12 protein-coding genes are annotated in these 12,890 nt (G+C 70.7%); 4 read left to right on the top strand and 8 right to left on the bottom strand.

From position 1 onward, the window contains the following. Nucleotides 1–162 precede the first annotated feature (162 nt). From ACGFJ2_RS45635 to metH, 3 genes are all read right to left on the bottom strand, one after another. On the bottom strand, nucleotides 163–684 hold the full coding sequence (locus ACGFJ2_RS45635) for a cellulose synthase (protein ID WP_393479331.1): 522 nt from the start codon (nucleotides 682–684) through the stop codon (nucleotides 163–165). A 375-nt stretch (nucleotides 685–1,059) separates the two neighbouring features. Next, nucleotides 1,060–1,701 (bottom strand): HAD family phosphatase, encoded by a 642-nt coding sequence (locus ACGFJ2_RS45630; RefSeq protein ID WP_357951667.1) that lies wholly within the window; start codon nucleotides 1,699–1,701, stop codon nucleotides 1,060–1,062. Nucleotides 1,702–1,910: 209 nt separating this feature from the next. After that, a complete protein-coding gene (gene metH / locus ACGFJ2_RS45625) occupies nucleotides 1,911–5,375 on the bottom strand; it encodes a methionine synthase (protein ID WP_393479328.1) in 3,465 nt (1,154 codons plus the stop codon). A 92-nt stretch (nucleotides 5,376–5,467) separates the two neighbouring features. Between metH and ACGFJ2_RS45620 the strand changes: the two genes are divergently transcribed. The 3 genes from ACGFJ2_RS45620 (at nucleotide 5,468) to ACGFJ2_RS45610 (ending at nucleotide 7,800) form a co-directional block, all read left to right on the top strand. Then, a complete protein-coding gene (locus ACGFJ2_RS45620) occupies nucleotides 5,468–5,929 on the top strand; it encodes a universal stress protein (protein ID WP_357951664.1) in 462 nt (153 codons plus the stop codon). Nucleotides 5,930–6,186: 257 nt separating this feature from the next. Further along, nucleotides 6,187–7,041: a PAC2 family protein gene (locus tag ACGFJ2_RS45615; protein ID WP_357951663.1), complete on the top strand. Its 855-nt coding sequence runs from the start codon at nucleotides 6,187–6,189 to the stop codon at nucleotides 7,039–7,041. A gap of 267 nt (nucleotides 7,042–7,308) precedes the next feature. Further along, nucleotides 7,309–7,800, top strand: a complete 492-nt coding sequence (locus tag ACGFJ2_RS45610; protein WP_358204743.1) for a hypothetical protein — start codon at nucleotides 7,309–7,311, stop codon at nucleotides 7,798–7,800. A gap of 274 nt (nucleotides 7,801–8,074) precedes the next feature. Here ACGFJ2_RS45610 and ACGFJ2_RS45605 read toward each other — a convergent pair whose 3' ends face one another. Together ACGFJ2_RS45605 and ACGFJ2_RS45600 are read right to left on the bottom strand one after the other, a co-directional pair. Next, nucleotides 8,075–8,827, bottom strand: coding sequence for a sirohydrochlorin chelatase (locus ACGFJ2_RS45605; protein ID WP_393479324.1), 753 nt, complete (start codon nucleotides 8,825–8,827; stop codon nucleotides 8,075–8,077). A gap of 233 nt (nucleotides 8,828–9,060) precedes the next feature. Beyond that, complete coding sequence (locus ACGFJ2_RS45600; protein ID WP_393479322.1) at nucleotides 9,061–10,233, bottom strand: uroporphyrinogen-III synthase; 1,173 nt, start codon at nucleotides 10,231–10,233, stop codon at nucleotides 9,061–9,063. Between the two features lie 253 nt (nucleotides 10,234–10,486). On the opposite strand from ACGFJ2_RS45600, the gene def reads away from it, so the two are divergent. Then, a complete protein-coding gene (gene def, locus ACGFJ2_RS45595; protein WP_357951656.1) occupies nucleotides 10,487–10,969 on the top strand; it encodes a peptide deformylase in 483 nt (160 codons plus the stop codon). Here the strand turns inward: def and ACGFJ2_RS45590 are convergent. From ACGFJ2_RS45590 to ACGFJ2_RS45580, 3 genes are read right to left on the bottom strand one after another with little or no spacing between them, the layout of a single operon-like run. After that, nucleotides 10,908–11,186: a WhiB family transcriptional regulator gene (locus tag ACGFJ2_RS45590; protein WP_357952182.1), complete on the bottom strand. Its 279-nt coding sequence runs from the start codon at nucleotides 11,184–11,186 to the stop codon at nucleotides 10,908–10,910. The genes def and ACGFJ2_RS45590 overlap by 62 nt on opposite strands. A 33-nt stretch (nucleotides 11,187–11,219) precedes the next feature. After that, a complete protein-coding gene (locus tag ACGFJ2_RS45585; RefSeq protein WP_393479318.1) occupies nucleotides 11,220–12,137 on the bottom strand; it encodes a glycosyltransferase in 918 nt (305 codons plus the stop codon). Further along, a complete protein-coding gene (locus ACGFJ2_RS45580; protein WP_357951652.1) occupies nucleotides 12,134–12,739 on the bottom strand; it encodes an HAD family hydrolase in 606 nt (201 codons plus the stop codon). Before ACGFJ2_RS45580 ends, ACGFJ2_RS45585 begins: the two co-directional genes overlap by 4 nt. Between the last annotated feature and the right edge of the window lie 151 nt (nucleotides 12,740–12,890).

Genomic DNA, 12,890 nt, shown 5'->3' with positions numbered 1-12,890 from the left:
GCGTCCTCAGGAGGCAGAATCTATGGCCTGAGCTGGTATGACCAGCCCCTCAGGGCGGGATGTGGCTCAACTGTGATTGACGCGAAACTCATTCGTATCGATCTTGGGAAGTTTGTCTACACCCCGTCCCGGTTGCGTCTCGGAACTGTGACACACCTCGGATCAGCTGATGCCCCTGCGCTTGAGAATATCCTCGATGTCGGAGAAGTCATCGTCGTTGTTCTTCTTCGGCGCTGCCGCGGCAGGCTTTCCTACCGGTCCCGCTGCCTGCCCTGGCGCCTGTCCGGCCGGCTGCCCCGCCCTTTGGCCGACAGCGCGCTGCTGCGGCGCGGCCGGGGCCTCCGCGGCCTTGCCCGGCTTGCCGTCGCGCGCCAGCTTCAGCTTCCGTCCGCGCATGAACCCCGACGCCACGAACAGCACCACGGACAACCCGGTCACGGCGACGCCCGCCCAGACAAGGGGGTTGAAGATCAGGCTCGTCACGAAACTCACGATGGTGGCGCCGATGGTCCACAACGACTGCAACGCGCCGGTCAGGTAGGCGGCCAGCGGGAGCAGCGCCCACGCGGCCATCCTCATGCCGGCCGCCGCGCCTCTGCGCCGGAAGGCCAGGAAACTGAGCACCAGCCCCGCGATGGTCACTCCGGCGCACAGCGGCAACCAGTAGATCTGCTCAAAAGTCATTTCGCCGCCCCTTTGTTATGTGGCTGTGCTCCCCATCCTGGCACGCTCCCTCCCGCCGTCCCTCCTCCCCAAGTACCGGCCCTCCCTTAGGGGATCGGCTTGCCTTCGGTTGGGGGTCGCCCTCTTGCCGGGGTGAAAGCTTTACTTTTTTGTACGGCAAGCATGGGGAACCCGCCACCCGCCGCACGGGGCGGAGGGCCTCCAGGAATACGGCCTCTGACCGGATGGTGGCCGGCCGCCGTTACGCGCGCTCCTCGGTTTCGACGAACCCTCAGCCGGAGGCGCGGCCAGGGAATCGGCCCGCTCGGACCGCCGCCCTGTTCAGGGGGATCGGCCCGTACAGGGGGATCGGCCCGTACAGAGGAATCAGCTGGGTCAGGGGATCAACGCGCGGAGGGTGGGAATCGTGACGTCCGTCAGGGATGGAACCACGAGGCGGCCGGGAGCCGGGTCGATGGGCAGGAGGCTGGGGACCCCTACGACCGCGCAGCCCGCGGCTGTGGCGGCGGCCACGCCGTTGGGCGAGTCCTCCAGGACGACACAGCGCACCGGGTCGACGCCCAGCAGCTCGGCCGCCGTCAGGTAGGGCTCGGGGTCGGGCTTGGTGCGAGTCACGTCGTCGGCCGTCACGATGGCGTCGAACCGGTCACGGCCGACGCCCTTGAGCACCGCGTCGGCGATCTCCCTGAGCGACGAGGTCACCAGGGCGACCGGGATGCCCTCCTCGCGTACGGCGTCGAGCAGTTCGGAGGCGCCGGGCATGAGCTCCACGCCGTCCGCCAGGCGGGCCACCATGCCGTCGATCATCCACTCGCGCAGGTCCTCCGGGGAGACGGACGAGCCGGAGACGGCGAGCATGTAGGCGACGGTGCGTTCCATGGAGCCGCCGACGAGGTGCGCCTGGTGATCGAGCGTCCACTCGCCGCCGAGCCGCGCCATCACCTCGGTCTCGATCTCCAGCCACACCTTCTCGCTGTCGACCAGCAACCCGTCCATGTCGAAGAAGACGGCTTCCATGCATCCCCCGATCAGTTCGTGTACGGCACCGCGACGGCACCCGTCCCGCCATTCTCACCGCCGACGAGAAGATCGCGAGCGCCGGGGCCTCACCCACGGGCGTGACCGAGAGCGAGGCCGGACGAGCGCCCCACAGCGCCCGGAGGCCGCCCGGATGAGCGGCGCTCGGGCCGGGTCAGACGTTGAAAGTACTCAGACGTTGAAAGTACTCAGACGTTGAAGTATTTCGCCTCCGGGTGGTGGGCGACCAGGGCGGAAGTGGCCTGCTCCGGGTGGAGCTGGAACTCCTCCGACAGCGTGACCCCGATCCGCTCTGGGTCCAGGAGCTGGAACAGCTGCACCTGGTCCTCGAGGTTGGGGCAGGCCGGGTAGCCGAAGGAGTAGCGGCAGCCCTGGATGTTGACCTTGAGCATGTCGTCCAGCGACTCCTCGCCGCCGATCCCCCACTCGGCGCGGACCCGGGCGTGCCAGTATTCGGCCAGCGCCTCGGTGAGCTGCACCGACAGCCCGTGCAGCTCCAGGTAGTCACGGTAGGCGTCCTTGGCGAACAGCTCGGCCGTCGCCTCGGAGATCTTGCCGCCCATCGTGGCGACCTGGAAGCCGACCACGTCCACCTCGCCCGACTCGCGCGAGCGGAAGAAGTCGGACAGGCACAGGTGCCGGTCACGGCGCTGGCGCGGGAAGGCGAAGCGGGTGCGCTCGTCTCCGGCCTCGTCGAGGATGATCAGCGAGTCGCCCTCGCTGACGCACGGGAAGTAGCCGTAGACGACGGCCGCCTCCAGCAGCCCCTCGGTCTGGATGCGGTCGAGCCACATGCGCAGCCGCGGCCGTCCCTCGGTCTCGACGAGTTCGTCGTAGCCGGGGCCGTCACCGCCGCGCGTGGGCTTGAGGCCCCACTGCCCGAGGAAGAGCGCCCGCTCGTCGAGGAAGGCGGAGTAGTCGCTCAGCGAGATGCCCTTGACGATGCGGTCGCCCTGGAAGGGCGGCACCGGCACCCGGTTGTCGGCGGCCACGTCGGAGCGCGCGGGCAGCTCCTCCTCCGGCGTGCGGGTCAGGACGGCGCCGGTCTTGACCCGGCGCTCGCGCAGCGGCGGCAGCGTGGCCCCGGCGACGCCGCGCTTGACGGCCATGAAGGAGTCCATGAGCCGCAGCCCCTCGAAGGCGTCGCGGGCGTAGCGGACCTCGCCGGCGAACAGCTCGGCCAGGTCCTGCTCGACGTAGGCGCGGGTGAGGGCGGCGCCGCCGAGCAGCACCGGGTAGCGGTCGGCGATGCCCCTGGAGTTCATCTCCTCCAGGTTCTCCTTCATGATGACCGTCGACTTCACCAGAAGGCCGGACATGCCGATGACGTCGGCCTTCTGCTCGTCGGCCGCCTCCAGGATCGCGGAGACCGGCTGCTTGATGCCGAGGTTGACCACCTGGTAGCCGTTGTTGGACAGGATGATGTCGACCAGGTTCTTGCCGATGTCGTGCACGTCGCCCTTGACCGTGGCCAGCACGATGCGGCCCTTCGTCTCACCCTCGACACGGTCCATGTGCGGTTCGAGGTAGGCGACGGCGGTCTTCATCACCTCGGCCGACTGCAGCACGAACGGCAGCTGCATCTGCCCGGAGCCGAACAGCTCGCCGACCGTCTTCATGCCGTCGAGCAGCACGTTGTTGATGATCTCCAGGGCGGGCCGCTGCTCCAGGGCGGCGTCGAGGTCGGCCTCCAGCCCCTTCTTCTCGCCGTCGATGATGCGCCGCTTGAGCCGCTCCCACAGCGGCAGCGCCGCCAGCTCCTCGGCCTTGCCCTCACGCAGCGCCGTCGCGTCGACGCCCTCGAACATGTCGATGAAGCGCTGCAGCGGGTCGTAGCCCTCGCGGCGGCGGTCGTAGACCATGTCGAGCGCGACCTGACGCTGATCGTCGGGGATGCGCGACATCGGCAGGATCTTGGAGGCGTGGACGATGGCCGAGTCGAGACCGGCGTTGACGCACTCGTTGAGGAACACCGAGTTGAGCACCATGCGCGAGGCCGGGTTGATGCCGAAGGAGATGTTGGACAGGCCCAGCGTGGTCTGCACGTCGGGGTAGCGGCGCTTGAGCTCGCGGATGCCCTCGATGGTCTCCAGGCCGTCGCGGCGGCTCTCCTCCATGCCGGTGGCGATGGTGAAGGTGAGGCAGTCGACGATGATGTCGGACACCTGCATGCCCCAGTTGGCGACGAGGTCGTCGATGGTCTCGCTCGCGATGCGTACCTTCTCGGCCGCCGTGCGGGCCTGGCCGTTCTCGTCGATGCACATGACCACGACGGCGGCGCCGTGCTCGCGTACGGCCGTCATCGTCTTGTGGAAGCGTGAGTCGGGGCCGCGGCCGTCCTCGTAGTTGACCGAGTTGACCACCGCGCGCCCGCCGAGCATCTCCAGGCCGGCCCGCAGCACCTCCGACTCAGTCGAGTCGAGCATGATCGGCAGGGTGGAGGCGGTGGCCAGCCGGAACGCCAGCTCCTTCATGTCGGCCACGCCGTCGCGGCCCACGTAGTCGACGCACAGGTCGAGCAGGTGGGCGCCGCCGCGGGCCTGCTCGCGGGCCATCTCCACGCAGTCGTCCCAGCGGCCTTCGAGCATGGCCTCGCGGAAGGCCTTGGAGCCGTTGGTGTTGCACCGCTCGCCGATGGCCAGGTAGGAGGTGTCCTGGCGGAACGGCACGGTCTGGTAGAGCGAGGAGGCGCCCGGCTCGGGGTGCGGGCGGCGCGCGACCGGCTGCCTGCCGCGCACCCGGTCGACGACCTTGCGCAGGTGCTCGGGGGTGGTGCCGCAGCAGCCGCCGACCAGCGACAGGCCGTAGTCGCGGGTGAAGGTCTCGTGCGCGTCGGCGAGCTCGTCGGCGCCGAGCGGATAGTACGCGCCGTCGGAGGTCAGCACCGGCAGGCCGGCGTTGGGCATGCATGAGAGCTTCAGCCGGGAGTGCCGGGCCAGGTAGCGCAGGTGCTCGCTCATCTCGGCCGGCCCGGTGGCGCAGTTGAGGCCGATCAGGTCGACGCCGAGCGGCTCGATCGCGGTCAGCGCGGCGCCGATCTCGGAGCCCAGCAGCATGGCGCCGTTGGTCTCGATCGTCACCTGGGCGATGATCGGCACGTCGCGCCCGGACTCCTCGGCGGCCCGCTTGGCGCCGATGACGGCGGCCTTGACCTGGAGCAGGTCCTGGCAGGTCTCGATGATCAACGCGTCGGCGCCGCCCGCGATCAGGCCCGCCGCGTTTTCGCGGTAGGACTCGCGCAGCTTGTGGTAGGGCAGGTGCCCCAGGGTCGGCAGCTTGGTGCCGGGACCCATCGAGCCGAGCACGAAGCGCGGCTGCTCGGGCGTCGACCAGTGGTCGGCCCGCTCGCGCGCGATCCTGGCGCCCGCCTCGGAGTATTCGAAGACCCGCTCGGGGATGTCGTATTCGCCCAGGGCCGCCAGGTTGGCGCCGAAGGTGTTGGTCTCCACGCAGTCGACGCCCACGGCGAAGTAGGCGTCGTGAACGCCGCTCACGATGTCGGGACGGGTGACGTTCAGCACCTCGTTGCAGCCCTCGTGACCTTCGAAGTCGTCGAGGGTGGGGTCCTGGGCCTGCAACATCGTCCCCATCGCCCCGTCGGCGACGATCACTCGCTGGGACAACACTTCACGGAAGGACGGGGAGCTGCTCATGGGCTAGAGCTTATCGGCTGTGCAGAAAGGCTTGAGCGGACGGCTATTCTGCCAAGAAGACAATTTGACCAAATGTCTAATAGGGGTTCCCGATGGCCTACCGCACCGTGCTGGCCGGCACCGACGGCTCCGCCTCCTCCTTCCGCGCCGTCTCCGCGGCGGCGTCCCTGGCCGGCGCGACCGGCGCCACCCTCGTCCTGGCGTGCGCGTACCTGCCCATGCGGGCCGGCGAGCGGGCCGCCGCCGCGGACCGGCTCGGCGACCTGGCCTACAAGGTGAGCGGCTCCACCCCCGCCGACGACGCCCTGAGGGCCGCCCGCGAGCACGCCGTCGCCGCCGGCGCGACCGAGGTCGTCCTGGCGGCGGAGGAGGGCGACGCGGTCGACGTACTCATCACGCTGGCCGCCGCGCACGAGGCGGACCTGCTGGTCGTCGGCAACCGCGGGCTCAACAGCCTGGCGGGGCGGCTGCTCGGCTCGGTGCCCTCGCACGTGGCCCACCGCGCCTCCTGCGACGTGCTGATCGTCCACAGCACCCCCGGCGGCCGCGCCTGACCCCGTACTGAGTGCGAGCGTCCGGCTTTCTCCGCGCCTGGCCCTCACCCCGTACCGAGTCCGAGCATCCGGCTTTCTCCGCGCCTGACCCTCACCCGTACCGAGTGCGAGCGCCTGACCTGAGGGCGCCCGGGCCGTCGGCGCGTGGCGGCGTCTGACCGGTCGCTCCGCGACGATGACTGATCATCGTTACTCCGTGACATGACCGCCTCCTCACCGCATAGGCTTAGCTGGACAGCGGAGAGAGGAGGCGACACGTGATCGAGTTCGAAAGGCTCCCCGAGCTCGTCGACCCGGTGCTCATAGCCGCGTTCGAAGGGTGGAACGACGCCGGCGAGGCATCCAGTGGTGTGATCGCCCACCTCGAGTCCGCCTGGAAGGCGGAGCCGCTGGTCGAGCTGGATCCCGACGACTACTACGACTTCCAGGTCACCCGGCCCGTCGTGGAGATGGGCGACGGCCTGACCCGCTCCATCATCTGGCCGACGACGCGGCTGCTGCGTGCCCGGCCACCGGGCGTCGAGCGTGACGTGGTGCTGCTGCGCGGCATCGAGCCCAACATGCGGTGGCGGTCGTTCTGCGCCGACATCATCGAGGTCTGCCGCGAGCTCGGCGTCGAGCTGGCCGTGATGCTCGGCGCGCTGCTCAACGACTCGCCGCACACCCGCCCCGTGCCGATCCTGGGCGGCGCCACGGACGAAAACCTGGCCCGCTCGACCAACCTGGAGCTGAGCCGCTACGAGGGTCCCACGGGCATCGTGGGCGTGCTCCAGCAGTCGTTCGGCGACGCCGGCCTCGACGCCGTCTCGCTGTGGGCGTCGGTGCCGCACTACGTGGCCCAGCCGCCCAACCCCAAGGCCACGCTGGCGCTGCTGCGCCGCCTCGAAGACCTCCTGGAGATCCCGATGCCGCTCGGCGATCTCGACGAGGAGGCCCGCGCCTGGGAGAACGGCGTGGACGAGCTCGCCTCCCAGGACAGCGAGGTGGCCGAATACGTCAAGGAGCTCGAGGAGCGCAAGGACGCCGCCGAGCTGCCCGAGGCCAGCGGCGACGCGATCGCCGCCGAGTTCGAGCGCTACCTGCGGCGCCGGGACCGCGACACTGACAGCTGACTCGCAGCCTTTGTTTACCGAACTTTCTGGAAGTTTCAGGTAATAATCAGTAGCTATACAACTTTGCACCAAGTTGGAACCCCAGGACCGGCTCGTCACGAGGACCCCGGCCGCGAATGCCACGTTGCACCTACCCACGCGAACCTCTCCACGCGAACCTCCCCATGTGAACCTCCCCATGTGACTGCGCACGTTAGGCCAACCATGGCGACTTCCCACGTAGACCCGCACCAGAGGAGTCAGGACACCCGGCGACGCATCCTGGAGATGGCGCTCTCTCTCAGGGATGACCGTCCCGGCGGCTCCGTGGACCATTTCCTCGCCCTGCTGCAGGACCGGCTCCCGCTCTGGCTCAGCATCCTGCACGGACTGTCCCACCGCGTCGGCAGGGGCAGCGTCACCGACAACCTGCTGCCCATCGTGCGGGCGGGCATCGACTACTACACGGATGTGCAGGCCGTGGCGCTGCCGGCGTTCACCTCGCCGTCCGTCACCGTCCGCTTCCGGCAGGCCGTACGCGATCACGGACTCGGGCCGATGGCGGAGATCCTCCCGCTGGCCGCCTATCTGGAGGGCGAGCAGCGTCTGGGACGGGTGGCCGCCGGCGTCGACCCGGAGAGTACCGCCCGGCTGCTGCTGGCGGGGTGCTTCCACCACGCCTACATCGAGATGTTCGTGGGCGCCGACGCGGGGCCGTCCCGGGACGCCGGCGCCCAGGAGATCGTCCGCGAACTCCGCCTCGAACCCACGCCTGCCTGACACTCCCCCGACTGCACCGCCCACCCTCCCTACCGACCACCGACCACGACGTCCGTCGACCATGGCGTCCGTCGGGATCGCAGGTGCCGGAGTTGCGGGCGTCGGGGATCGTGGGAGGCGGAATCGGGGCCCCGGGATCGCGAGCGCCGGGACCGCGGGCGTCGCGGCCGTGAGCGCTGCGGCCGCGGGTGCGCGGCCGTGGGTGCGCGGCCGTGGGTGTCCCGGGCCCTGAAGTGTCACGGCCAGGGACGCCGTCGGCGGCGGGTGAGCCGAGCTAAGCGGTCTGTACGGCGCTCCAGGTGTTCGGTACGACCGCCCGGGTCGTCGTCTGGTCGAAGCGGTGCCAGATCAGCTCCACCACGGCCGGGTCGGCTCCCAGCGGATCACTGACCAGGTCCGCGCCCGCCTCCGCCAGGCGGCCGTGGAAGAAGCCGGGCGCCAGCAGGTACGAGGCGACCGCCAGGCGCGACGCCGGACCCGATCGGAGGCGTTCCACGGCCTCGCCTGGCAACGGACCCGACCTGAGACGTTCCACGGCCTCGCCGAGTGACGGGCTGCCCGCCGAGGTGAACGCGGCCGTTACCGGGCGGCCCAGCCGTACCGCCAGCAGGTGGGCGGCGGCACGGACGTCGGCGAGCCCGGCCGGGTCCGAGGAGCCCGCCGCGCCCAGGATGACCGTGTCGGCGGGGCCCAGTCCCGCGCGGGCCAGCTTGCGGGCGAGCGCGGTGGTGAGCAGCCGGTGCGGGCCGAGCGGCGGCGCGACGAGCGCGTCAGGGCGGTGCTCGGCGACGACGTTCGGCAGGTCGATGTGCACGTGGTAGCCGCCGGCGAGCAGCAGCGGCACCACGACCACAGGCCCGGGGACGGCGGGCAGCACGTCGGCCAGCAGGGGCGAGCTGATCTCCAGGTAGCTCAACTCCACGCGCTGCCGGGGCCGCGCCCGCCTGACCGCCGCCGCCAGGTCGGCCAGAGACCGCTCCCCCGCCGCACTCCGCGTCCCATGCGCGGCCAGAACCAACGTGGGCACGGCCGAACCGACCCGCACAGAAGCAGCCGACACCGACGCGCTCGAACCGACCCGCACCGACACGACCGGCACCGAAGCGCTCGAACCAGCCCCCGCAGCCTCAACCGACGCCAAAGCGCTCGAAGAGGCCTCTGCCGACGCGACCGGCACCAACGCGCTCGAACCGACCTGTGCGGCCGCGCCCGGAATCGGCGCGCCAGAAACGGGAGTGGCCCCCTGGGGCGCGGACGACGTCACGGGGACGCCGTCTCGTGGCTGCAGGCGAGCCGGTAACCACGCTTGACCACCGTCTCGACGATCCCGGCGGGCCCCAGGGCGCGCCGCAGCCGCGTGATCGCCATCTCGACCGCGTGCTCCGCCGAGTCGCGCGACAGGCTGCCCGGCAGCACGGTACGCAGGTCGGTGCGGGAGACCACATTGCCGGGCTTGTCGGCCAGGCGCTTGAGCACGGCCATCGGCGCGGGCGGCAGCGGCCTGAGCTCGCCGTCGACGACCACCGCGTGCCCGCGGATCTCCAGCCGGTGCCCGCCCGCCACGAGCCGGGTGACGCCGTGTTCGGGCAGGTGCCTGGCCAGTGCCCTGGCCAGGGCGCCGAGGCGGGACCTTTCGGGCTGCAGGGTAGGTACGCCACGCGTGACCAGCGGCCCGGCGGTGACCGGCCCGACGCAGGCCGCCACGACGCGGTCGCCGAACGCCGCCAGCAACTGTTCCTCCAGCCCCTCGGCGCGGGCGGCGCCGAGCATGGCGTGTACGGCGGGCGCGCTGGTGAAGGCCACGGCGTCCACGGCGCCGGAGAGCGTCTGGGTGATGAGGCGGCGCAGCGGCGATGGGTCGCGGTACGGCAGCCACCGGTAGACCGGGATCTCGATCACCTCGGCCCCGGCCTCCCGCAGCACCTCGACGAACTCCGTCAGCGGCTCGCCGTGCTGCTGCACCGCGATGCGGCGGCCGTGCAGATCCTGGGCCAGGAGGTACTGCTTGACCTCCTCGCAGGACTCGGTGGCGGGGGTCCAGTGGTCGTTCAGCCCGGCGGCGCGCACCGCTCCCCTGGCTTTGGGGCCGCGGGTGAGCAGGCGGGCCTTGGTCAGGTGGTCGGCCAGGTCGGCCGACAGGCCCCAGCCCTCGGCCGCCGCCATCCAGCCGCGGAAGCCGACGCCGGTGGTGATCACCACGTCGTCCACCGGGCCGGCCAGGCTGAGCCGGGTGGCGGCCAGCAGGTCGGAGTCCTCCGAGAGCGGCACCAGCCTGATGGCGGGCGCGCTCACCACCCGTGCGCCGCGCCGTTCGAGCAGCGCGCCGAACTCTTCGCGCCGCCGGGTGGCGGTCACGCCGACGGTGAAGCCGGACAGCGCGTCCGGCGCCGTCTCCAGCTCACGCGCCGGGTCGTCGAGGGGAAGCGCGTTCACGCGGACACCCCCCGTGGTGGTGGGCTTGGCCGGGCCCCGAGCGCCCGGCCAAACATCACAGGTCCATGAGCCGGAAGTGAGATCACAGATGAGATAGTGCTTTCGGGCGGTTTCGCCGCTGGGTCTCCTTTGTTACCGCTGTGCTACAACCCAGAACCGTTACCGCGGTGCTACAACCCAGAACCCTGGCGGTTGATCCCGAAGGCGCGTGGGAAGCACCACCGCAGACCACGCGGCCTATCGGGGAGTTGCGGTGACAGTCCGCCCTATTCGCATGTTCAGCGATCCGGTGCTCCGCTCGGTGGCGGCGCCGGTTCACGACTTCGACCGCGAACTCCGGGGGCTGGTGAAGTCCCTGACCGCGACGATGCGCGCGGGAGCCGGCCGCGCCGGGCTGGCCGCGCCCCAGATCGGGGTGCCGCTACGCGTGATCGTCTATTCCTACGACGGCAAGTCGGGATGCCTGGTCAATCCGCGGCTGGAGCTGTCGGAGCGGCGTGTCACGGCTGACGAGGCGTGCCTGTCGGCGCCGGGCCTGTGGTGGCCGCTGGAACGTTCGTACATGGTGACGGCTCGGGGCCGCGACGCCTTCGGCAAGGGCGTGACCGTGCGGGCGCTGGGTGTGCTGGCCAGAGTGCTGCAGCACGAGGTCGACCACCTCGACGGCGTGCTGTTCAGCGACCACCTCGAGGACGGCGAGCGCCAACGCTTTCTCGCCGAGGTGATGTCAGGATGATCTCCCGTCGTTGCGACGGGTCGGTGCCGCCCCAGACGCCGTAGGCCTGTCCGGTGCTGAGCGCGTAGTCGAGACAGGGCTCACGTACCGGGCAGTCGCGGCAGATGACTTTCGCGCGCTCCGCTTCGGCGTGGCCCAGCCCCTCGGGCGAGATCGGGAAGAACAATTCCGGGTCTTCGACCAGGCAGGCGGCCTTATGCGACCAATCTATTGGCATCATGCCAAATGGCCCTACCCATCACTTTTCCGGTCATACATCCTCAAGAAGGCGATCCCAATCGGCCAGGAACCTGGGCAGCCCGTAACGGGCCAGCGCGGCGGCGCGGGCCGCCTTGCCGGTCTGAGCGGCGAGCTTCGGGTCCTCGACGAAGCCTCTGAGCGCCTCGGCCAAGACGTCCACCCGGGTCGAGAGCACGCCCGCGTCGAGCGGCACCGCCTCGACGGCCTCGGTGACGGCCAGCGCGACGACCGGCAGGCCGAGCGTCATCGCCTCGATGAGGGCCAGCCCGAGAGAGGTCCACCGGTAGGGATGCAGGTAGACGCGCCGCCTGGCCAGCTCGGCGTGCATCCGCGCCTGCGGCAGGTCGTAGGCCCCGTACGGCAGGCCGTCCACCCCCATGCCGAACAGGTCGAGCGGCACCTCGGCGGCGAAGCGGGGCAGCAGGTCGGTCCCCGCCACCCGGGTGCGCCGGACCGGCTCGTTCACCACCACGCCGGCCCTGGGCAGCTCCCCGGTGTAGAGGTGGCCGGGGTCGGGGATGCCGTGCTCGATAACCCGGGTGGGCGCCCTGCCGCTGTCCCAGAACAGCTCGTTGAAGTGGGTGACGTGCACCAGCGTGAGGTCGGCGCGGCCGGCGAGCGGATGGCGGGTGCGCGGCACGTCGCCCGCGGGCGTGTTGTGCTCCACGTAGACGCCCGGCACGTCGCGGCCGAGCCACTCGCGGGCCAGCTCGGGCTCGTGCGGGCGCTGGTAGACGGCGACGTCGATGTGCTCCTCGCGCAGCCGGTCCCAGGCCACCTCGCGGGCGCGCTCCGGCCAGTCGAAGGTTTTCGCCCGTCCCCGGCCGTCCGGTCCCCGGCCGGGGACGAGCGGAAGCACGTAGTCGTGCTCGCCGCGTACGAAGGAGCTGGTCCACGAGCCGTGCACATGCCAGTGCAGGATCCTCACCAACGGCTCCAGCCGACCAGCGGCGACCAGACCGCGGCGCCCGCGCTCACGCGGGCCGCCTCGCCGGCCTGGGCGACGGCGCTCAGCACGCGATCCGCCACGTCGGACAGGTCCTCGGCCACCTCGGCGGCCTGCTGGATCTCCTCCCTGCGGGTCTCGCCGGTCGGCACCAGGATGCCCCTGGCACCCGCCGCCTTGGCCGCCTCCATGTCCCTGCCGATGTCGCCCACCACGACGCAGTCGCGCGGGCTGACGTCGAGGACGGCCGCCGCCCTGATCACCAGGCCCGGCGCGGGCTTGCGGCAGGTGCAGCCGTCGGAGTCGTCGTGCACGCAGATGGCCCACGCGTCGAACGGGCCGAGGAGCTCCTCGACCCTGGCGTTCACCTGATCCATCTCATCCGGCGAGAGCAACCCCTTGGCCACGCCCGACTGGTTGGTGACGACCGCCACCGGCACGTCGGCCCGGCGCAGCCGCACCAGCGCCTCCAGCGCGCCCGGCATCGGCTCGACCCTGGCGGGGTCGCCGTTGTAGGGGACGTCCTTGATCAGGGTCCCGTCCCGGTCGAAGAGCACCGCTCCGGGACGACGTTGTTCGAACAACTTTCACCTCCGTCGCGCTGTCAGCCAGCTACCCGAGGGCCCCCTCCACAAACAACTACTCAGCGTGACCAACCGCAGGACCGTCAGCCTGTTTCCGCACTACAGAGGGGTTGGCCAGGTTTGAGAGCCGCTTCTCTCGGTAGCCACTCCC

Source organism: Nonomuraea sp. NPDC049028 (assembly GCF_043197735.1).
Lineage (GTDB): Bacteria > Actinomycetota > Actinomycetes > Streptosporangiales > Streptosporangiaceae > Nonomuraea.
This window is presented reverse-complemented; position numbering and strand designations above follow the sequence as displayed.